The sequence below is a fragment of the Nocardiopsis halophila DSM 44494 genome (assembly GCF_000341245.1).
GTDB lineage: Bacteria > Actinomycetota > Actinomycetes > Streptosporangiales > Streptosporangiaceae > Nocardiopsis_A > Nocardiopsis_A halophila.
In genome coordinates this window covers 45,209-65,738 of the sequence record NZ_ANAD01000071.1, presented here as the reverse complement: position 1 = coordinate 65,738, position 20,530 = coordinate 45,209, and the positions used below count along the sequence as shown (strand labels likewise).

Here is a 20,530-nt window from a genome sequence, read left to right as displayed (position 1 = left end):
ACCGCCCCGCTTCCTCGTCGCCGCCCACCCCCTTTGCGCCCCGACGGCCCGCCGCCCGGCCGGGGCCCGTGAGCGGGGCACCAGCCGAGCCGTCGTCGCCAAGTCCGCCGGACCGCCAGGAGCCCGGCGGCCGACCGCCGGCGCCAGGGAACCGCCCCGCTCCGTCATCGCCGCTCATCTCCGGTACCGGAGGGGGCCCGCCACCCGGCAGGAGCCCGCGAGCGGGGAACCTGCCGGGCCGTCGTCGCCGTACCTCCCGGACCGCCAGGGGCCCGGCGGTCGAGCGGAGCGGTCGGGGAACCGCCCTGCTCCGTCGTCGCTGCCTCACCTCCTAGCGCCCCGACGGCCCGCCGCCCGGCCAAGGACCGCGAGCGGGGCACCGGCCGAGCCGCCGTCCTCCCGGTCCGTGAGCGGGTCGGTGCTCGACGGGGCAGGCCCGGAGCCGGCCCTCCTTCCTCCCCGTGATGCGATCGGCGTGCGCCCACCCGGACGTTCCCCCTGGTCGTCCCGCCACCTGAGGGGGAGGGAAGGAAGTGGGAGGACTCCGAGCACATCCGTTTCCCCAAGGCGGCCCTGGGTTCCGCGTAGGCGGCGGCCTCTGGGAGGCTTCTGTCTCCAAGTCGGGGCGCGCGAGGTCGTTTTCGGAGAGGACTGACATGCGGAACGCCGTCGGAGCCGTGGACACCGTTCTCCTCCTGGGCGGGCGCAGCGAGATCGGGGTCGCCATCGCCGAGCGGCTCGTGCGGGGCGGGGCGCGCACGGTGGTGCTCGCCGCCCGGGGCGCCTCCGACGAAGGAGCCGGCGGGGTGAAGGAGCAGGCCGACCGGCTGCGCGCGGCCGGGGCCGCGCAGGTGCACCCGCTCGACTTCGACGCCGCCGACACCGCCGGGCACGAGGGCGCCGTCGCCTCCGCCGTGGAGCTGGCCGGCGACCTGGACGTGGTGGTGGACGCCTTCGGGGTGCTCGGCGACCAGGCCGCCTTCGAGGCCGACCCGGCCTCGGCCGCCGACGCCGCCGCGGCCACCTTCACCGGCCACGTCTCGGCCGACCTCGCCGTCGCCGCCCGGCTGCGCGAGCAGGGGCACGGCACTCTGGTCGTGGTCTCCTCGGTGGCCGGTGTGCGGGTGCGCCGGGCCAACCTCGTCTACGGCGCCGCCAAGGCCGGGCTCGACGGGCTGGCCCAAGGGCTGGGGGACGCCCTGCACGGCACCGGCGCCCGCGTGATGGTGGTGCGCCCGGGATACGTGCCCACCAAGATGTCGCGGCACGTGTCCGCCGCCCCGTTCCCCGCCACCACGGAGCAGGTCGCGGCCGCCGTCGCCGAAGGCCTGCGGACCGGGCGCGAGGTCGTGTGGGTGCCCTCGGTGCTGCGCTACGTCTTCACCGGGATGCGTCTGCTGCCGCGCTCGATGTGGCGCCGCCTGCCCCGCTGAACGCGGCCGACCCGAGCAACTCCGAGCCGCCCCGGCCTGGCGCGGCGGACGTCCGCGGTGGCCGGGGCGTCGCTCCGGTGCTCACCGCGGCCACTCCGCACCGACGAGCACCGACGAGTGGCGAGGGGCGGTGAGGTCTGTCGGAGGTGACCCTCGGCGCTCCTGATTCTCCCTTTCCTCCGCTCTTCCCTTCCTCCGCGACTTCAGGGGACGTCCCGCGGGCCCGGACGGCGCTCTCGGTGCACGGCGCGCATCGCGCCCATAACGGGTTCTGTGTACCTCCTTAAACCACCTACTGAAAGGCGAACAACGGGTCTAGAACGTGTTTCATTCTCGTGTTCTCATGGCGGCATGCGCACACGTGTCACCGAGATGTTCGGCATCGAGCTGCCCGTCTTCGCCTTCAGCCACTGCCGGGACGTCGTCGCCGCGGTGAGCCGGGCCGGCGGCATGGGCGTGCTCGGTGCCCTGTACTTCACCCCCGAGGAGCTGGAGACCGAGCTCGCCTGGATCGACGCGCACACCGGCGGCCGCCCCTACGGCGTCGACGTGGTCATGCCCTCCTCCTACGCAGGCGCCGAGATGGGCGCCGGCTCCGGCGAGGAGCTGCAGGAGCGGCTGCGCGCGCTCATCCCCGACGCCCACCGGCACTTCGTGGACGACCTCCTCGCCGAGCACGGCGTCCCCGAGGCGGCCGGCGCCGACGCCGGGCACTTCCTCCTCGGCTGGACCGACGCCACCGCCCGCCCCCAGGTCGAGGTGGCCCTCAAGCACCCCATCGCCCTGCTGGCCAACGCCCTCGGCGCCCCGCCCCCCGACGTCGTCGAGCAGGCCCACCGGCACGGCGTGAAGGTCGCCGGCCTGGCCAGCTCCCGGCGGCACGCCCGCAAGCAGTGCGACGCGGGGGTGGACGTCGTCGTCGCCCAGGGCACCGAGGCCGGGGGCCACACCGGCGAGGTGTCCACGATGGTGCTGGTCCCCGAGGCCGTGGACGAGGCCGCCCCCGTCCCGGTCCTGGCCGCCGGGGGCGTGGGCCGGGGCCGCCAGATGGCCGCGGGCATGGCCCTGGGCGCCGAGGGGGTGTGGACCGGGTCAGTCTGGCTGGCCACGGAGGAGGCCGACACGCCGCCGGGCGCCCTGGAGCAGATCCTCCGCGCCTCCTCGACCGACACCGTCCGCTCCCGCTCCATGACCGGCAAGCCCGCCCGCATGCTGCGCAACACCTGGACACAGGCCTGGGAGGGCGAGGAGTCGCCGGGGCCGCTGCCCATGCCCCTGCAGTTCATGCTCATCGCCGACGCCCTGCGCCGGGTCGGGCGGGTGCGCCACCCGACCCTGACGCCGTCGCCGGTGGGCCAGATCGTCGGGACCCTCGACCGCGTGAAGCCCTGCTCCCAGGTGGTCTACGAGCTCATGGAGGAGTTCGGGGAGGCCCTGGAGCACCTGAACCGCGCCGCCGAGGGAGAGGCCGCCGGAGACACGGCCGCCGGCCCCGGGTGACCTCTTCGCGCGGCCCCGGCGGCGCTCCTGACCCGACCCGCCCCTGCCCCGCCCCGGGCGGACCTGCTCACTCTGGAGAGCGGAGCGGTCTGACCCCCTCGGCCAGCGCCTCCTCCAGCGTCCGCGGCGGCCGGCCGGTGGTGTCCTGCACGGTGCTGGTCGTGCGGTCCTCGGCGCCCGCCGCGATCGCGGTGTCCAGGCCGGCGAGCAGCCGCGCGAACTCCGGGGGCATGCCCTCCGCGGTCCACCGCCCGGCGAGCGCGTCCTCGGTCAGCGACCGGTGCCGCACCGGCCGCCCCAGCACCTCTCCGAGCATCTCGGCGACCGCGTCGTAGCCCACCGGTTCCGGCCCCGTGACGATGTGGTCCGTGTTGTGCGGAACGGTGTCGGTGAGGGCGGCCACCGCGACCTCGGCGATGTCCTCGGCCGCGACGAACGGCACCCGTCCCGTCCCGGTCGCGCTGACGATCTCGCCCTGTTCGCGGGCCAGGCGGGCCTGGAGGTGGTCGCCGGTGAAGTTGTCCGCGAACCAGGTCGGGCGCAGGACCGCCCACTCCCCGAAGACCTCGCCGAGCCGGGTGTGCACGCGGCCCAGGCCCGGTGTCCCCGGCGTGATCGGGGACCCGCTCAGCAGCACGGCCCGGCGCACCCCGGCCTCCGCGGCGCGCTCCAGGAACGGGGCCATGAACGGCTCCGGGTCGGGCTCACCGACCGGGGCGACCAGGTAGAGCGCGGTCGTGCCGGACAGCGCCCCGGCGTGGGTGGAGGGGTCGTACCAGTCGAAGGCGACCCGGTCGCCGACGGGGCGCCGGCTGGCGACGCGGTGCGGGCGCCCCCGCTCGGCCAGCTTCCGGGCGACGCGGGCGCCCGTGGTCCCGGTGCCTCCGGTGACGAGGACGCTCATGCCGCGGCACCCCCGTCCGCGGCCAGGGCGAGCAGGGGGTTCCAGTAGTCCCGGTAGTGCGCGATGCGGCCGTCCCGCACCGTCAGCACGGCGACGTAGGGCGACTCGTACGGCTCGCCGGTGGCGACGACGGTCCCCTGGGCCGAGAACTCGGCCACGATCACCTCCGGGTCGGCGGTGCGGTGGACGGTGTCGACGTCGACCCAGTGCACGTCGAAGGTGTCCGGGTAGTCGATCAGGTAGTCGTGCACGGCGCCCCGCCCGTCCAGGCGGCGGGGCCGGCCGGGCGGGGCGAACGGGAACTCCACGACGGCGTCGTCGGCGAACAGGCCGATGAAGCCCGGCATGTCCTTGGCGCGCAGGAACGCCAGGCCCTGCCGGAACACCGCTTCGGGGCGGCCGGGTGCGTGGGTCGGCATGGGTGTGCCCTTCCAGGGGAGACGGAGACGGCGGCGGCCCGCTAGAATTCGGACCATCGGTCCGCTTAACGTAACGGACCGTCGGTCCGTTTAACAAGGGGGTGCTCCGTGCGGGCAGACGCCGTGCGCAACCGCGAGGCCGTGCTGCAGGCCGCCGGCCGACTCTTCGACACGGCCGACGACCCGGCCGGGGTGTCGATGGACGACGTCGCCGCCGCGGCCGGCGTCGGCAAGGGAACACTGTTCCGGCGCTTCGGCGACCGCGCGGGGCTGATCCGCGCGCTGTACGAGCTGCGGACGGAACGGATGACCGCGGAACTGGAGGGGGAGGGCGGCGGCGACGCCGTCGACGCGGTCGCGCGCACCATGGACGCGCTCCTCCGGTTCAAGATCGAGAACCGGGCGCTCTCCCGCGCACTGGAGTCCCTCGGCGGAGGCAGCCCCTACACCAACGCCGCCTACGGCGGCCTGCACGCCCGGCTCGCGGCTCTCATCGCCGCGACGCGGGGGCCCGAGGCGGCCGACTTCCTCTCCCACGCGCTGCTCGCGGCGGTCCGCAGCGACCTGGTCGACCACCTCGCGGACTGGCCCGACGACCGGCTGAAGAGCGGCGTGCAGACCCTGGTCCGGTCCGTCCTCCGAGGAGAGGAACGCGGCGCCCCCCTCTGTCGTTGATCTCGGGGAAGTCGGCCTTATAAGTGCCCTCTTAAGGCCGACTTCCCCGAGATCAACACGGGTTCGGGGCGCCGGAATCCACCGCTCCGGCGGACACGGGCCCTCCTACGCGTCGGCCGCCGTCAGCCTCGCCATCTCGGCGGCGTCCAGCCGGTACAGGCGCAGCAGCAGGACCGACCCCAGCATCACCGCGGCGGGGACCAGGGTGCTCCCGATGAGCATGCCCTGCAGGGCGCGGTCGGTCTGCTCCACCGCCTCGCCCGCCGCCGACTGGCGGTACCCGCTCACCGCCAGCGCCGCGCTCAGCAGTTGCGCGCCCAGCGCCGCGCCGAGGGCCTCCATCGACGACCAGATCCCGGCGAGCACCCCGGCCTGGTGCCTCCCGCTCACCGCGCGCGTGGCGGCGATGCAGTCGGTCAGCATCGAGTAGGGCAGCATGGTGCACCCCGCGTTGCCCGTGCCCACGACCACCGACATCGCGATCGCCCACGGCAGTCCGCCCATCACCGGGATGAAGTACAGCCCGATGGCGCCGGCGATGAAGAAGGCCCCTGCCAGAGCGAGCGTCGGACGCTTGTCCAGGCGCCGGGAGACCGCCGTCCACAGCGGCATGGTGGCGATCAGGGGCACCGTCACGCACACCACCAGCAGGGCGGTGTAGCCCGGCTCGCCCATCACGTGCCCGGTCACGTACGGCACGCCCGCGATCATCGTCCCGGACGACACCACCTGCAGGAACGCCGTCGGGAGCAGCCGCCGGAAGTGCGGGTTGCCCAGCGCCGAGCGGAACTGGTCCGCCAACCCCCGGGTCCGGCCCACCCGGCGGCGCAGGGGCGCGGAGCGCGTCCCGTACACGCACGCCGCCATGGCCGCCAGCACCACGGCCGCCATCACCACGCCCATCAGGCGGTAGCCCTCGATCGCGCGCCCGGGGCCGGTGCTGTCCACGAGGACCGGCGCCAGCGCACCGCCCAGCAGCAGCGCCACCCCGACGAAGACCGTCCGCCACCCCTGCAGCGCCGACCGCTCGTGGTAGCCGTCGGTGATCTCCCCGGGCATCGCCGCGTAGGGGACCTGGAACACCGACGCGGCGAGCGCGGCCGCGGTGAACACCACGAGCACGTAGAGCGCCGCCGGCGCGCCCTGGAGGGGGAGGCCGGCGAACAGCAGGGCGAAGCACACCGGGAGCGCCGCGGTCCCCGCCAGCATCCAGGGCCGCCGCGGCCCCCACCGGGACACGGTCCGGTCCGAGCGCATGCCGATGTACGGGCTCGCGACGATGTCCACCGCCTTGGGGGCCACCACCACGAACCCGGCCAGGGCCGGCGCCACCGCCAGCGCGTCGGTCAGGTAGATCAGCAGCAGCAGGGACGGGACGGTCGAGAACACGTGGGTGGCGACCGCGCCGACCCCGTACCCGGCGTGCACGGAACGGGGCAGCGCCGGACCGCCGAGGCGCTCCGCCGCCGCGGCGGGGGGTACGCTCACGCCGGGCTCAGCCCCGCTCGCCCTGCTGCGCGCCCTGCCGCGCGCTCGCGCGCTGCTCCGGCGGCAGCGCCTCGCCCGGAGCCGGGACGCGGTCGCGGCTGCCCGACACCTCCACCGTCTTCAGGTCGTGCGGGACCGGGCACTTCGTCGGGAACGTGCCGATGCGGTTGGGGTCGAACCCCTCCGGGTAGCTCTTGATGTTCGGGTTGTCCTCCTCGGTGCGCGGCTCCACGCGCGGCGGCATGAAGCGCACCACCTTGGCCCGCGCCTTGAGGGCGAACCGGGCCGCGCCCTTCCAGAACGGGGTCGCCGGCTCGTACCGGAAGGCCTCGGTCAGCCGGTCGTCCAGCAGCGCCGTGGTGAACTTCTTCATCAGCGGGCGCTGCCACGGCGGGGAGAAGGTGAGCATGAGCTCCAGGGTGCTGTCGGAGACCGCGCGCCCGCCCTCGGTGTAGCCGAAGTGCTCGCGCTCATAGCCGTCCATGAGCGTGCAGAACTCTTCGTAGGTCCCGGGGATCTCCTTGATCCCCATGTGGCGGCCGAGGTCGCGGTAGTAGTTGGTGTTGGCGCGGATCTCGTGCTCGCTGAGCCGCCGCCAGCCGAAGCCCCAGTCGTTGAGCCAGCGCGGGGGCATCACCACGAACGTGCTCAGCACGTACAGGTAGTCGTCGTTGCTGATGTCGTAGCTGCGGTGCATCTGGTTCATGCGCCGCAGGGCGTCGCGGCCCCGCCCGGGCTCGAAGCCGTGCTGCAGCATCTGCCCCAGCAGCAGCGCGGTGTCGTCGTAGCGGTGCTGGGTGCGGTCGGTGAACTCCTCGGTGTCTCCCAGCAGCCCGCCGATGCTGGGCACCGCGTAGGTCCGGTACAGCGCCAGCCCCAGGGCCTGCGACATGTCCCAGGGGAACTCGTGGGCGCCCAGGATGAAGGTGATCCGGCGGGCGTCGGCCTCGGCGTCGAGGCGGTGGATCTCGTCGTACCAGTCGAACCGTTTCATCGGGCCTCTCCGGTGCGGTGTGGGGACGGGGCGGGCCGGGGGCGCCCACCGAGTGACCGGTAGGTACCGATCGGTAGGGAACATTACCCGTCGGCCCCGCGCCCCAGGAACTCCGCCCCGCGCGGGATCGCCCACACCACAGGGCCTGCGGCCCCCGACACGCCGCGGTCGGCCGGCGCCGGCCTCAGGCCGGGGCGGCGGTGCGCTGGGCCACGTGCCGCACCAGCGTCAGCAGGACCTCCTTGCTGGAGGAGCGGTCGCGCGCGTCGCACAGCAGGACCGGCACCTCCGGCGGGATGCTCAGCGCCGAGCGCACCTCCTCGGCCGCGTAGTGGTGGGCGCCCTCGAAGCAGTTCACCGCCACCACGAAGGGCACGCCCCGGCGCTCGAAGAAGTCCACCGCGGGGAAGCAGGTCTCCAGCCGCCGGGTGTCGGCCAGCACCACCGCGCCCAGCGCGCCGGTGGCCAGCTCCTCCCACATGAACCAGAACCGCTGCTGGCCGGGCGTGCCGAACAGGTACAGCACCAGGTCCTCGTTGATGGTGATGCGGCCGAAGTCCAGCGCGACGGTGGTGGTGTTCTTCTTCTCCACCCCGGACAGGTCGTCCACGCCCAGGCTGGCCTCGGTCATCAGCTCCTCGGTGCTCAGCGGGGCGACCTCGCTGATCGAGCCGACCAGGGTGGTCTTGCCCGCGCCGAAACCGCCCGCGACCAGGATCTTGATGGCGGCCGGGATGCGCTCGCCGCTGCTGTCAGAGTCGTTGGATGCCATCGAGTACCGCCTGCAGTACGTCCCGGCTCACCGGGCTCTCGCTCGTGTAAGGGGCGCGGGCCAGGACGTAGCCCCGGCCGATGAGGTCGCCGAGCAGCACCTTCACCACGGCGACGGGGATGTCCAGGTGCGCGGAGACCTCGGCCACCGACTGGGCCCTGCGGCACAGCTCCAGGATGCGCAGCTGCTCGGGCTCCAGGGCCATCTCGTCCACCTCGGCGCGCGCGGCGATGACCACGCTGACCATGTCCAGCTGGACGCCGTCGGCGTGCTGCCGCCCCTCGGTGAGGATGTAGGGGCGGACGACCGACCCGGCATCGTCGGGGCCGGGGCTCCACTCGTGGGGATCGGGCATGATGCCTCCCGTCACCCGGCCGACTCCGGTGCGGGCCGCCCCTCCTGGCGGGGGGCCGCGTCGAGGAACCGGCCGACCTGTTCGACAAGGACGTTCATCTCGTAGGCGATGAGGCCGACGTCGGACCCCTCCTCGGAGACCACGGCCAGGCAGGCGCCGCTGCCCGCGCCGGTGACGAACAGGTAGGCGCGCTCCATCTCCACGACGGTCTGCAGCACCTCCCCGCCGTTGAACTGCTTTCCGGTGCCCCGGGCCAGGCTCTGGAAGGCCGAGGCGACCGCGGACAGCTGCTCGGCGTCGTCCTTGGCCAGGTCGGCCGAGCTGCCCATGAGCAGGCCGTCGGCGGACAGGACGATCGCGTAGCGGGCCCCCACGGCGCGCTCGACGAGCCCGTCGAGGAGCCAGTTCAAGTCCTTCGCAGCGTTGTTCGTCAAGGTCAGGAGTCCTTCTCAGTGTCCTCGGTGGTGTCGTCTCCGGCGGCGCCCCGGTCGGTTCCGCGGCTCTCCTCCCGGCCGCGGCGCGTCCCCTGCTGGAACGCGGACATGTTGCGGCGGAGCCGTTCGGAGCGGTCCGGATCCTGTGGGGCGGATTCGGACCCCGGTGCGCCGCCCCCGCCGGGGCCCGTGCTCGGGTCGTTGGGGCAGTCGTCGGCGAGCTGGGGTGCGAGGTTGGTCTGCGGGCGCCGCTTGGGCAGCGCCGGGCGCTCGCCCGAACCGGGCGCCGGGGCCGACTCGGGGCGGGTGTCGCGCGAGTCCGGGACGGCCGCGAAAGGCGGTGCGCCGGACGGGTCGGAGGAGGAGCGGCGGGCGCCGCGCCGGGGCAGGCCCGAAGGGGTGGTGGCGGGGCCGCCGTCGCGGGCGGCGTCCCCGCCGCCCGAGCCGTTCGATCCGCCCGAGCCGTTCGGCGCGCCCTCGTCCTCGGCGGCGAACGCGGCCAGAGCGGTGATCGCCTTGTCGGTGCGCTCCTCGGCCCGGATCTCCAGCGGGGCGCGGTCGGGCGCCTCCGCACCGTCCCCGGCCGGCTCCCCGCCGCCGCCCTGCTCGCGGTCCTCCGCGGCGGGCGAGGGCGCGGGCGCCTTCTCGGAGCCGCCCAGCAGGTCGCCGTCGGCGGACTCGGGCGCGCGCACCACGCGCACCTCGCCCGCGGGCAGCGCCTGCGCCTCGGAGACCAGTTCCGGCGGCAGCAGCACGATCGCCTGCACCCCGCCGTAGGGGGAGGAGCGCAGCCACACCTTGATGCCGTGCTTCTTGGCCAGCCGCGACACCACGAACAGCCCCAGCCGCATCTTGTCGTTGAGCCGCATGACGTCGAACTCGGGAGGGTCGGCGAGCAGGGCGTTGGCCGCCTCGAACTCCTCGTCCTGCATGCCCAGGCCGCGGTCCTCGATCTCCACGGTCACACCGTTGGGCACCTGCTCGCTGCTGAGCATCACCCGGGTGTGCGGCGGGGAGAAGGCGGTGGCGTTGTCGACCAGCTCGGCCACCAGGTGGATGACGTCGGCCACCGCCGGGCCGATCAGCGCGACCCGGGCGATGTGGGTGCGCTGCACCCGCGAGTAGTCGCCGGACTCGGAGATCGCCCCGCGCAGCACGTCCACCAGCGGCATCGGCCGGTGCCAGGTGCGGCCCGGGTTCTCGCCGCCGAGGATGAGCAGGTTCTCGGCGTTGCGGCGGGACCGGGTGGCCAGGTGGTCCAGCTTGAACAGCTCGGTGAGCTGGGCGGGGTCCTCCTGGTCGCGCTCCATCCGGTCCAGCAGGCGCAGCTGGCGGTGGATCAGGGTCTGGCTGCGGTGCGCGATGCTCAGGAACACCCGGTTGACGCCGTGCCGCAGCTCGGACTGGTTGATCGCCGCCTCGACGGCGGTGCGCTGGGCGGCGTCGAACGAGCGGGCGACCTGCCCGATCTCGTCGTCGTGCTGGTTGGCGACCAGGTCGGGGAGCTCCTCGTCCAGGTCGACCGGCTCGTGGCGGCGCAGCCGGCTCATGATGCCGGGCAGTCGGCGCCCGGTCAGCTCCTCGGTGTCGTCGCGCAGACGGTGCAGGCGGTCGACCAGCCGGTGGGCGGAGCGGGTGGCGGTCAGCACGGTCAGGATCGCCAGGGCGGCCACGCCGGCGCTCCCCAGCACGGCGAAGGCCAGCGAGCGGTAGGCGACGTTGGCCTGGATGCCGCCGGCGTACAGGGCCTCATTGGCGCCGATGTCGGTGATCTCGTCGAAGACGGCCAGGTAGGCCTCGTCCCAGTCCGCCTTGGAGACGGGCATGGGGAAGCGCTCGGTGACCTCGCCGGTGATCGGGTCGGTCTCCGTCTGTGCGGGGCGCTCCATGATCTGGGCGACGTACTCCTCCAGGCGCCCGTACTCCTCGGACCCGGTGAGCTCCCGGTACTGCGCGCGCTGCTCGGGGCCGAGGTAGGGGGCGGTCTCCTCCATGCGCGCGTCGAAGGCGCCGAACTCCCGGACGAAGGCGTGCATGTCGGGGTGGTTGAGCTCGTCCTCGGAGAAGGACTTCACCAGCCTGGCGTCGGCGCGGCCCAGGTGGTCGACCGCGCGGAAGGTGGAGGTGGCGCTGATGCCGGGACCCATGGACTCGACGTTGTTGCCGGTCCGGGAGAGCTCGTCGAAGACGTCGGCGGCGGCCTCGGTGACCCCGTTGAAGAAGTCGAGGACGTCCGAGCGGGAGGCGTCGCCCTCGCGCACGTCGGCGCGCAGCCGGTCGATGCCCCCGTAGGCGTCCTGGAGCGTGGTGATGCGGTCGGCGGCCGAATCCGGGGCGATCGCCTTGAGCTCGTCGTAGTCGGTGATGATCGTGCCCATGTGCTCATCGGAGGCGGCCTGGGCCTCGTCGAGCTCGTCGCCGAGCTCCTCGGGGTGCTCCAGGTAGCCGACGGTGATCGTGCGCTCCTTCATCACCGTGGTGAGCGCGACCGCGGACGGCGTCAGGTAGCGCTCGTTGCCCTTGCTGAGGGCGAGCTCCATGGCGGCGTTGTAGAACAGCACCCCGCTGACGACGAGCCACACCGCGACCAGGGCCGCAGTGGGGGTCATGACGATCCTGCGGAGCCGGGTGCGGATGCTCGGGACCCGCCGCTTCTCTGCTTCCTGCACTGCTCTCCTATGGCCCGTGCCTTGAGCACACATGGACGCGGTGGAACGGCGAAGGGGCGTTCCAGGTGCTTCGGATGTGGAGGACCGGCTGCCGGCGCGCTCGTGGCGCCCTCCGGCCGGGCCGACCTGTCCGCGCTACGCGGAGGAAGGCGCGGGGATTCGGCCCAGGGATCGTATCTCGCCCGGGAAGGGCCGGAATCGCAGGGGGGTGGGGCCTCCTGGGCCTGACGGGCGGGTTGGGGCGGGGATGACTTTGGTCCTTAACTGGGCAACCGCGATGCCGATGTAGCGGTTTGTCTGGATCGCGGTGACCGCGCTACGCGTTCGTAGCCTGACCAAGAATTATCGAATAGTTACAGACGTGCGCGGATGCACCCCTCCTCCGGCCCCGCCGCGGCCCCTCCGCCCCGGGTTCGGCCGTTCGCCCGCGCGGCCGCACCGGCCGCGGCTAGCCTTGGGGCCTTATGGGAGGGATTCTCGGCGCAGGACCGGGAGGGGCCGTGGCCGCCGTGCCGGCCGTCGTGTTCGCCGCGGCGGTGGGGGCGGCCCTGTTCTTCCGGGTCCACCTGGGGCGCTACGGGCGCATCGCCGGCTGGCAGGGGCAGGTCACCCTGGCGGTGCTGGCGGCCGGACTGGCGGTGGGGCTGCTGGCGGTGTGGCCGCTGCCGCGCGGCGCCGACGGGCTGTGCGCCATCGACGGCGGCGCCCCGGTGCTGCCGCACCCCCTCACCCTGGGGGAACTGCCCGGGTCCTGGCGCACCGCCGCCCTGCACGCCGGGGCCGCGTCCGGGGTGTTCGCGCTGGTCGGCGCCCTGCTCCGGTACCGCTACCGGCACGGGTTGCCCTTCACGGCCGCCCTGGCGGCGCTGCTGGCCCTGGCGGTCGAGGCCGTCCAGTACACCGGCGTGCTCGGGCTGTACCCCTGCGCCTACCGGGTGGCGGCCGTGGACGACGTGCTGCTCGGAGCGGCCGGGGGCGCCGCGGGGTGGCTCATCGGCTGCGCCGCCGTCCGGCTCCTGCCGCGCGCGTGGCCGGGGGCCGTCATGGACACCATGCCGCCGGGGCTCTCCCGCCGCCTGGGCGGGCACGTGCTCGACCTGGTGCTCTGGTGGAACGGGACGCTGCTGGCGGTGGCCGTGCTCGTCGACACCGGGACCATCACCCTGGTGCGCGCGCCCGAGGCGCACCGGATCGCGCTGGTCGCGACGGCGGTGGTCGTCGGCCTCCTGGTGCCGCTGCTGCGCACCGACCGCGGCACCCCGGGGCGCGCGAGCATGCGCCTGGCGGTCTCGTCCCCGGGGGAGTCCGGCCCGGCGGCCCGGTGGAGGACGACCCTGCGGGCCGCGCTGCTGTACACCCCGGTGGTGGTGCTGTTCGTGCTCGGCCTGCAGCCGTGGGCGCTGCTGGTGGCCCTGGTGCACGGCGCCCCGGAGCTGGTCCGCCGGGACCAGGCGGGCACGGCGGACCTGATCGCGGGCACCAGGATCACCACGACCGCGGCGGTGACGGGCCGCATGCCGACGAAGCTGATCCGGTACTTCCCCTCCCTGCGCACCGGCCCCCCGCAACAGCGCGTCGGCAGCTGACCCGGGTCCGCCGTCAAGGGCGGAGCGCGCCGGCCTCCTGCCGCGGCTCCGGACCGGGGTCCCTGCGCGCCGCACGCCCCCGGCCCGATCCCCACCGGAACGCCAGGGCCACCGCGGCGACCACCATCGGGACCACGATGTACTCGGCGGCGAACGGGGCGATCACCGCGGTGAGCACCAGCGCCGTCGCCGCGTGCACGCGGGGGCGCCCGCTCAGCAGGCGCAGGCCCGAGGCCATCCCCACCAGGTAGGTCACCAGCACCAGCGACGCGGGGATCCCCACGAGCGTCTCGGTACCCCAGCCGCCCGCGAAGCCGGCGGCGAGGCCGGCCGCACCTCCCGCGCCCACGGTCAGTACGCCGGCCACCGGGACTCCGCGCGCGTTCAGGTGCCCGAGCCGGCGGGGGAGCCAGCCGTCGCGGCCGAGCGCGTACCCCAGCCGCGAGGTGGAGGCGATGAAGGTGTTCGTCGTTCCCAGGGTGATCACCGTGGCCAGCACGGCGGCGGTGCCCTCGGCGCCGACACCCAGGCCCGTGCCCAGGACCCGGCCGACCGCGACCCGGTCCACGGCGGGGTCGCCGTAGGCCGCCGTCCCCACCACCGCGAACGCGATGCCCGTGTACAGGACGAGGACGATCCCCACCGTCGTCACGGTCGCCCGGAGCATATCCCGCCGCACGTCCCGGAACTCGCCCGCCAGGTGCGCCACCGCCTCCCACCCGGCGAACGCGAGGAACAGCACCACGGCGACTCGGGCCACGCCCGGGACCCCGTTCGGGGCGAAGGCGCGTGCGGAGGTGAACGGCTCCAGGGTGACGTGCGGAAGCGCAGCCAGGGCGGCGGTCAGGAGCATCAGCGCGACACCGGCGGCCAGCGCCAGCTGCACCCGGCCGCTCAGGCGCATCCCCGCCAGGTTCGCCGCCATGGCCAGGGCGAGGATGGCGGCGGCGATCGGGTAGGCCGCGGACGGGTCCGCGTCCAGTGCCGCCGCGACATAGTAGCCGCCGGTCAGCGGGACGACGGTGTGCCCGAGCACCCCGGAGGTGAAGTAGAACCAGCCCGACAGCCCTCCGGCCGTCGGACCGAAGGCCTTCGCGGCGTAGGTGGCGATCCCGCCGGCGTCGGGGAAGCGGGTGGCGAGGGCGGCGAACGTCGTCGCCAGCGGCAGACCGAGCAGCCCCATGAACAGCCACGCCAGTAGGGACGCCGGCCCCGCCATCGACGCCGCCTGCCCGGGGAGCACCAGGACCCCTGCTCCCAGCACCGCCCCCGTGTAGAGCGCCACGGACTGCCCGTAGCCGATGGTGCCGTGCGGCCCCTTCGGCTCCGGTGCATGTGCGACGCGGCTTCGGGTGCCCACCCACATCACTCCCTTCGAGGACGGAACCGCAGGGGTCCCGGCGGCACGTAACAGCGTTGTGCTTCCGTGGCCCCCGAACCAGTGGCAAACTTGCCGATATGCGCATGGATCTTGCCAGCCCCTCCGCCCACCGTGTCGCGATCGCCGTGGTCGAGGGGGCGCCGGTCTTCGAGGTGTCCGTGGCGTGCGAGGTCTTCGGAATCGACCGGCCGGACCTGGCCGACCCCTGGTACGACATGCGGATCTGCGCCGCCCGCCCCGACACCCCGCTCGCGCACGGCCTCGCCCTCCAGCAGGCCCGGCCCCTGGACCGCCTCGTCGAGGCCGATACCGTGCTCGTGCCGAACTGCACCGAGGGGGACCGGGCGCCCCGCGACCTGGTCGACGCGGTCCGCGCCGCCTACGACGTGGGCGCCCGGATCGCCTCGATCTGTACCGGCGCCTTCGTTCTGGCCGCCGCAGGGGTGCTGGACGGCCGCCGGGCGACCACCCACTGGATGCACGCCGAGGAGCTGGCCGCGGCCCACCCCAAGGTGCGCGTCGACCCGGCGGTGCTCTACGTCGAGGACGGCGGCGTCTTCACCTCGGCGGGCACCGCCGCCGGGATCGACCTGTGCCTGGAACTCGTCCGCGCCGACCACGGGAACGCCGTCGCCAACGCCCTGGCCCGCCGCCTGGTGACCCCGCCCCACCGGGAGGGCGGCCAGGCGCAGTACGTCGAGGCGCCCGCGGCCGTGCGCGGCGGCGGAGGCACCGGCCTGGCCCNNNCCCCCCCCCGCCGCGCCAACCTGAGCAGGCGCACGCTGGCCCGCCGGTTCGAGGAGGCGCTGGGGATGCCGCCGCTGCGCTGGCTCCTTCAGGAGCGCGTCCGCTACGCACAGCTCCTGCTGGAGACCACCGGGCTGCCCGTCGAGCAGGTGGCGGATAAGAGCGGCCTGGGCAGCGCCGCCAACCTGCGGCGGCACTTCACGCGCCACGTGGGGGTCGCCCCGCTCGCCTACCGCCGCGCGTTCACAGCGTCACGCTCCCGTGCGGCCGTCGACCGGGAGGCTGGGGAGGCGCGCTCCGTCTCCTGAGGCGAGAGGCCTCTCTCCTCCCTCCGGGCGGGAACGGGCGATCAGGGGGCGGCGAATGCGAACGGTGGCCATGGAGACCCGAGCCGTGGGAACGGCGCCGGTCATGGCGGCGGGCGTGCTCGCGTCCCGGCTGCCGTCCCCCGCCGCCACCGCCGCGGCCCCCACTGTCTGCTCACCGTGCGGTGCATGCGCAAGCCCCGGCACTCGCTCCCGCCCGACCTCGCATCCGCCGCGCACGGGGCCACCGGCACTTCCGCGAACGCGACGCCCTGCGCGCCCTGACCGACCACGGCCACACCTCCTCGACGCTCGCCCTGGTCACCGCCGTGGCCTCTGTTTGCCTCACGCGCATCCCGTGCACCGGACCTGCGGAGATGCGATGCATCCCCTTCCTGGCCACCTGCTCTCACCGGCCGAGATCCAGGTGCCATCAGAAGCCGGGACAGGCGAGAGTGAGGGGCGGCCATGGGGCCGGTCCACTGGTACAAGAGCAGCCGCAGCGGTGCGAACGCCGATTGCGTCGAGCTGGCTGAGAAGCGCAGGGAAGTCCTGGTCCGAGACACGAAGAACCGGGCCCCCAGGGCACCTGGCCTTCGGCAACCGGGAGTGGTCGGCCTTCCTGAGATCCCTCCGATGCGGGCGCTTCCAGGCCTGACCGGCCTGAGGTGCCGTGGATGGTGCTGTGTGCGCTGCCCGATCGTGATCTCTGCGGACGGAACGCGAGGCGGGGTCCCGGCGTCTCACGCTGGATACCCCATCCACGAGTGAGAGCAGGGAGAACGAGATGCGAGGAACCGGGCGCAGACAGGCCGCCGCGGCGACCGGGCTGGGAGCGCTGGCCGTGCTCCTCACCGCCGGCTGCTCGTTCAACGCAAGCATCGGCGACATGGAGCCGGTCGAGGAGAGCCAGGGCCAGGAGCAGGGGGCCGAGGAGAGCGGGGGGACCGGCGGGGAGTCCGGCGCGCCCGACTCCGGCGGGGAGGCCGGCGCCGTCCCCGCGGACGAGGTCGCCCGGCAGGCCGCCGCGGTCCTCGAAGAGGAGGTCGGGCAGACGCCTGACGACCTCACCTGCCCCGAGGACCTGCCGGCCGAGGTCGGTGCCTCCATCCGCTGCGACCTCACCGCGGGCGGCCAGACCCTCGGTGTGACCATCACCGCGACCGCGGTCGAGGGCACGAACGTGGACTTCGACGTAGTCGTCGACGAGCAGCCCTCGGGCTGACCCCCGCGCTCCGGCCGGGGCGTTCGCGTTGTCCGCCCGTCCGCCGTCGTGCCCCGGCGGACGGGCTGCGGCGGCCGTCGACCGGCGCGGCCGGTCAGGGCGCCGTGCGGTAGCTCCGCCGGTAGGCCTCCGGGGCGGATCCGGTCCGCCTGCGCACCACCCGGCGCAGGGCCTCCACCGTGCCGAGGCCGCAGAGGGCGGCGACCCGTCCCAGCGGAATGTCGGTGGACTCCAGAAGACGGCGGGCGGCCTCGACCCGCACCGATTCCACGTAGGCGGCCGGCCCGCTTCCGGTCTCCTTGCGGAAGACCCGGGCGAAGCGCTGCCCGCTCAGGCCGGTCGGCTCCCCCTCGCCGCGTTCTCCTCAGTCGCCGGCGCCCCCAGGCCGGTCTCAGCTCCGTCTTGGGGAACACAGCGTCGTTGGGAGCGCAGCGGCCTGCGGTGACCGCACCCGCCGGGCGGACGAGCCGAGGGCCTCAGCGGTTCCGCGTGCGTTCACGGAAGAGGCAGGCCGTGACGATCCCGATCACCGCGAGCGCCCCGCCGATGGCGACCAGCGAGGTGAGCGCCTGACCGGTCAAGGGCAGGCCGGGGACGCCTCCGCTCCCGCCCCCGCCGGTGCCGTCACCGGGCTCTGCGGGGCCGGTCTCACCACCGTCGCCCTTGGACGGAGTCGGCTCCGGTGACGGCCCCGGGTCAGGGCTCGTGCTGGGAGAAGGGCTCGGCTCCGGACTCGGCGACGGGGTGGGGCTCGGGTCGGGCGATGGGCTCGGCTCGGGCGAAGGCGTCGGGCTCGGATCAGGGCTCGGTGACGGTGAGGGCGACGGGCTGGGGTCGGGGGAAGGACTCGGCGACGGGCTCGGGCTGGGAGAAGGGCTCGGTGAGGGCGACGGAGTCGGAGAAGGCGACGGGCTGGGGCTCGGACTCGGCGATGGGCTCGGCGTCGGGTCGGGGCCGGGCTCGACGGGGACCGTGACGGTCGACTCGTTCGAGGTCAGCCGCCCTCCGCTGCCGTCGACGGCGGTCGCCTGCGCCGTGTTGGCGAACTCCCCGGCGGTGCCGTCCCCGGCGGTCACCGTGTGGGTCCCGGTGCAGGTCATGCTCGCCGTCGGGGTGCCCGCCGGGCCGAGGACCGTGCCGGGGCAGTCGATGTCCGTGATCCGCGGATCCTCCACCCGCACATCGTTCAAGGTCCCGGTGGAGGTGTTCGTCACGACGAACTCGTACGGCACCGTGTCCCCCGGCCGGTAGGCGTCCGGCTGCTGCTCCGAGCGGTCGACCTGCTTGACGATGTTGAGCTCGTCCAGCGTCGTCAGCGACCGCACGTGGACGTTGCGGATCAGGTGCACGTCGGTCGCCGACCCCGTCGACCCGGTGAACCCGAACTTGTAGGTCGACGGCGGCGCCTGCGGCATCGTCTCCTGGAGCACCTGCTGGAAACCGTTGCCGTCGTTGAAGTCGATGGACACGGTCACCACCGGGCGCGGGTCGGGGCTGACCGTCAGCCGGACCGTGCGCACGGCGTCCGCCAGCGCCCCGGCCCGCAGCGACCCCGGCAGGCCGCCGCCCCAGTCCTCGCCCTCGGTCTGCGGGGGTGTCGCGGTACCGGCGACGTAGCAGTACCCCCGCTCCCCGCTCCCGGGCCCGCGCAGGGTCACCGCGTCCGGCGCGAAGGTGTAGTCGCGGCCCAGCGGCGAGGCCTGGTCGCAGCCGTACCCCCGCCCCTCGGCGTCGTTGGCGTAGTTGCCGTAGGCGTCCAGGCCGAGCCCCAGGTAGCCGCCGTGCACGCCGGGCTCGCCGATGCGCTGGGCGTACCCCAGGCTGCCGCCCTGCGACCCCGCCTCGGTCAGCGAGACCGCGCCGTCGACGAGGAAGAAGGCGATGCCGTCGCCGCCCCGGCCCCCGTCGCCCGCCGGCGAGGGCTCGCCGCCGTACTGGTACTGCTCGAACTCCACCTCCAGGCCGCCGTTGGCGGGCAGCGGGCGGTCGTAGAGCACGCCGCCCTTGCGGTCGTAGTCGGCGTCGGTGATCTGCAGGTACCCGGGCGTGCTCCCGCGCTCGGGGACGGGGCCCCGCTGCGGTTCCGGGCACGGTCCCAGCGCGGACTCGTCCGGTCCGGGCGGCTGCTCGGCGCCGGACAGGCAGGCGTCGTCCAGCGGGACGAAGCCGGGGTCCTGGACGGAGTCCCCCGTGAACGTCTCGTTGAGCAGGTCGGCGCCCTCCTGGGCCAGCGCCGAGGAGGCGGCGACGGAGACGACGACGGCCGAGACCGCCGTCGCGGTCCCCAGTGCGGTGCGGATGAGCTGCGGCATGGTCCGGCCAACGTAGGCACGCCGCCCCGGAGGCGCGACCGCCGCCATGGCCTATGGCCGTGTCTTTGCCAGGACGCGACCGGGGGGTGACGGCGTCCTCCGAGCCGGCGGTCCGTCTCGTCGCGCGCCTCGCCGCGGCCGCCACCGGCCAATGGCCGACCGCTCCGGAATCTCCCGCGCAGGGCGCGGGCACGCTGGGCGCCTTCGATCGATCCGAGGAGGTCCGGTGGCTGCACGCGGCCCGTCCGGCAGGTTCTCCGCGTGGCCGACGCACGTCCTCATCGGCTTCGCCCTGCTGCTCCTGATCCTCGCCTTGTCGGGGCTGTAGGGCTCACTGCCGGGCTCAAGGCAGGGCTCATTCGCCCGTGAACCGCGGCTCGCGCCTCTCGGTGAAGGCGCGGGCGCCCTCGCGGGCGTCCTGGGAGGACAGGACCTCCCAGCCGGCGGCGTCGCTGACCTTGAGCGCCTCGTGTTCGGGAAGGCCCTCGCTCTCGCGGTGGACGCGCAGGATCGCCTGGACCGCCAGGGGGCCGCACACCGCGATCTCCCGGGCGGTGCGCAGGGCCTCCTCCAGCGCCGTCCCGTCCGGGACGACGCGGGTGACCAGGCCGATGTCCGCGGCCTCCCGCGCCGTGTAGGAGCGGCCGGTCAGCAGCATCTCCATGGCGCGGGCGTAGGGGATCTGCCGCGGGACCCGGACGGCGCAGCCGCCCATCGGGAACAGCCCCCGGCGCGCCTCGTACAGGCCGAACACCGCCCCCTCGGCGGCGATGCGCACGTCGGTGCCGACCACCAGCTCGGTGCCCCCGGCCACCGCCGGGCCCTCGACCGCCGACACCAGGGGCTTGGGCGGGCGGTCCTGGCGCAGCAGGCCCTTCCAGTGGAAGTCGGCGATCCCGGCCGCCCGGGCGTTGACCCGCGCGTCCTGCGACGGCCGCCCCATGCCCTTCAGGTCCGCGCCCGCGCAGAACACCCCGTCCGCGCCGGTGAGCACGCCGACCCGCACCCCCGGTTCGGCGCCGATGTAGGCGAAGGCGTCGGCCATCCCCACCAGCATGTCCGTGGACAGCGCGTTGCGCGCCTCGGGCCTGCGCATCTCCACCGTGACCACCGGGCCGTGGCGCCGCACCTCGCAGTGGGGGGTGGACAGGTCCAGCCGCGTGCTCTCCTCCATCGCTCGCCTCCCGGTCCGCCGGCCGTGCCGGCGCGCTGTTCCAACGGTGTGTGTCGGGGCAGAGGTGAGAACTGATTCTAGATCGGAAATGCGCTGCAGAACACGGCCTAGTCACAAAAAAGAGAACGTGCTCTACTTACCGGGGAGTGAGCTTCGG

General features: G+C 74.3%; 19 protein-coding genes. 7 read left to right on the top strand and 12 right to left on the bottom strand.

Features of this window, described 5'->3' with window-relative positions; translation table 11 throughout:
- Positions 1-656 precede the first annotated feature (656 nt).
- Positions 657-1,433: a decaprenylphospho-beta-D-erythro-pentofuranosid-2-ulose 2-reductase gene (locus tag D450_RS0109455; RefSeq protein WP_017538424.1), complete on the top strand. Its 777-nt coding sequence runs from the start codon at positions 657-659 to the stop codon at positions 1,431-1,433.
- A 351-nt stretch (positions 1,434-1,784) separates the two neighbouring features.
- The gene (locus D450_RS0109450; RefSeq protein WP_017538423.1) at positions 1,785-2,933 is read left to right on the top strand and encodes an NAD(P)H-dependent flavin oxidoreductase; all 1,149 of its coding nucleotides are present in this window, start codon (positions 1,785-1,787) and stop codon (positions 2,931-2,933) included.
- Positions 2,934-3,000: 67 nt separating this feature from the next.
- On the opposite strand, the gene D450_RS0109445 is transcribed toward D450_RS0109450, so the two are convergent.
- On the bottom strand, positions 3,001-3,837 hold the full coding sequence (locus D450_RS0109445; RefSeq protein ID WP_017538422.1) for a Rossmann-fold NAD(P)-binding domain-containing protein: 837 nt from the start codon (positions 3,835-3,837) through the stop codon (positions 3,001-3,003).
- On the bottom strand, positions 3,834-4,256 hold the full coding sequence (locus D450_RS0109440; protein WP_017538421.1) for a nuclear transport factor 2 family protein: 423 nt from the start codon (positions 4,254-4,256) through the stop codon (positions 3,834-3,836). The genes D450_RS0109445 and D450_RS0109440 overlap by 4 nt, the downstream gene beginning before the upstream one ends.
- Positions 4,257-4,364: 108 nt before the next feature.
- On the opposite strand from D450_RS0109440, the gene D450_RS0109435 reads away from it, so the two are divergent.
- On the top strand, positions 4,365-4,931 hold the full coding sequence (locus D450_RS0109435; protein WP_017538420.1) for a TetR/AcrR family transcriptional regulator: 567 nt from the start codon (positions 4,365-4,367) through the stop codon (positions 4,929-4,931).
- 105 nt (positions 4,932-5,036) lie between these two features.
- Here D450_RS0109435 and D450_RS29820 read toward each other — a convergent pair whose 3' ends face one another.
- From D450_RS29820 to D450_RS29815, 6 genes are all read right to left on the bottom strand, one after another.
- The gene (locus D450_RS29820; RefSeq protein WP_017538419.1) at positions 5,037-6,419 is read right to left on the bottom strand and encodes an MFS transporter; all 1,383 of its coding nucleotides are present in this window, start codon (positions 6,417-6,419) and stop codon (positions 5,037-5,039) included.
- Between the two features lie 7 nt (positions 6,420-6,426).
- A complete protein-coding gene (locus D450_RS0109425; protein ID WP_017538418.1) occupies positions 6,427-7,413 on the bottom strand; it encodes an oxygenase MpaB family protein in 987 nt (328 codons plus the stop codon).
- Between the two features lie 184 nt (positions 7,414-7,597).
- Positions 7,598-8,185, bottom strand: a complete 588-nt coding sequence (locus tag D450_RS0109420) for a GTP-binding protein (RefSeq protein WP_017538417.1) — start codon at positions 8,183-8,185, stop codon at positions 7,598-7,600.
- The gene (locus D450_RS0109415; protein ID WP_239647436.1) at positions 8,166-8,540 is read right to left on the bottom strand and encodes a DUF742 domain-containing protein; all 375 of its coding nucleotides are present in this window, start codon (positions 8,538-8,540) and stop codon (positions 8,166-8,168) included. The genes D450_RS0109420 and D450_RS0109415 overlap by 20 nt, the downstream gene beginning before the upstream one ends.
- An 11-nt stretch (positions 8,541-8,551) precedes the next feature.
- Entirely contained in the window at positions 8,552-8,950 is a 399-nt protein-coding gene (locus tag D450_RS0109410; protein WP_017538415.1) for a roadblock/LC7 domain-containing protein, read from the bottom strand.
- 26 nt (positions 8,951-8,976) lie between these two features.
- Complete coding sequence (locus D450_RS29815; RefSeq protein ID WP_152520820.1) at positions 8,977-11,643, bottom strand: sensor histidine kinase; 2,667 nt, start codon at positions 11,641-11,643, stop codon at positions 8,977-8,979.
- Between the two features lie 500 nt (positions 11,644-12,143).
- On the opposite strand from D450_RS29815, the gene D450_RS0109400 reads away from it, so the two are divergent.
- Entirely contained in the window at positions 12,144-13,229 is a 1,086-nt protein-coding gene (locus tag D450_RS0109400; RefSeq protein ID WP_017538414.1) for a VanZ family protein, read from the top strand.
- A gap of 13 nt (positions 13,230-13,242) precedes the next feature.
- On the opposite strand, the gene D450_RS29810 is transcribed toward D450_RS0109400, so the two are convergent.
- The gene (locus D450_RS29810; protein ID WP_017538413.1) at positions 13,243-14,595 is read right to left on the bottom strand and encodes an APC family permease; all 1,353 of its coding nucleotides are present in this window, start codon (positions 14,593-14,595) and stop codon (positions 13,243-13,245) included.
- A 98-nt stretch (positions 14,596-14,693) separates the two neighbouring features.
- On the opposite strand from D450_RS29810, the gene D450_RS0109390 reads away from it, so the two are divergent.
- From D450_RS0109390 to D450_RS0109385, 3 genes are all read left to right on the top strand, one after another.
- Positions 14,694-15,665, top strand: a complete 972-nt coding sequence (locus D450_RS0109390; RefSeq protein WP_017538412.1) for a GlxA family transcriptional regulator — start codon at positions 14,694-14,696, stop codon at positions 15,663-15,665.
- 465 nt (positions 15,666-16,130) lie between these two features.
- The gene (locus tag D450_RS35405) at positions 16,131-16,433 is read left to right on the top strand and encodes a DUF397 domain-containing protein (protein ID WP_083932590.1); all 303 of its coding nucleotides are present in this window, start codon (positions 16,131-16,133) and stop codon (positions 16,431-16,433) included.
- 16 nt (positions 16,434-16,449) lie between these two features.
- Positions 16,450-16,887, top strand: a complete 438-nt coding sequence (locus tag D450_RS0109385) for a DUF4333 domain-containing protein (protein WP_017538411.1) — start codon at positions 16,450-16,452, stop codon at positions 16,885-16,887.
- Positions 16,888-16,981: 94 nt separating this feature from the next.
- On the opposite strand, the gene D450_RS32355 is transcribed toward D450_RS0109385, so the two are convergent.
- The 3 genes from D450_RS32355 to D450_RS0109365 all read right to left on the bottom strand — a co-directional run bounded on the left by D450_RS32355 (position 16,982) and on the right by D450_RS0109365 (position 20,373).
- Positions 16,982-17,221 (bottom strand): helix-turn-helix domain-containing protein, encoded by a 240-nt coding sequence (locus tag D450_RS32355; RefSeq protein ID WP_083932589.1) that lies wholly within the window; start codon positions 17,219-17,221, stop codon positions 16,982-16,984.
- Between the two features lie 142 nt (positions 17,222-17,363).
- A complete protein-coding gene (locus D450_RS31755; RefSeq protein ID WP_017538409.1) occupies positions 17,364-19,199 on the bottom strand; it encodes a DUF7507 domain-containing protein in 1,836 nt (611 codons plus the stop codon).
- A gap of 355 nt (positions 19,200-19,554) precedes the next feature.
- The gene (locus D450_RS0109365) at positions 19,555-20,373 is read right to left on the bottom strand and encodes a crotonase/enoyl-CoA hydratase family protein (RefSeq protein WP_017538407.1); all 819 of its coding nucleotides are present in this window, start codon (positions 20,371-20,373) and stop codon (positions 19,555-19,557) included.
- Positions 20,374-20,530 lie beyond the last annotated feature (157 nt).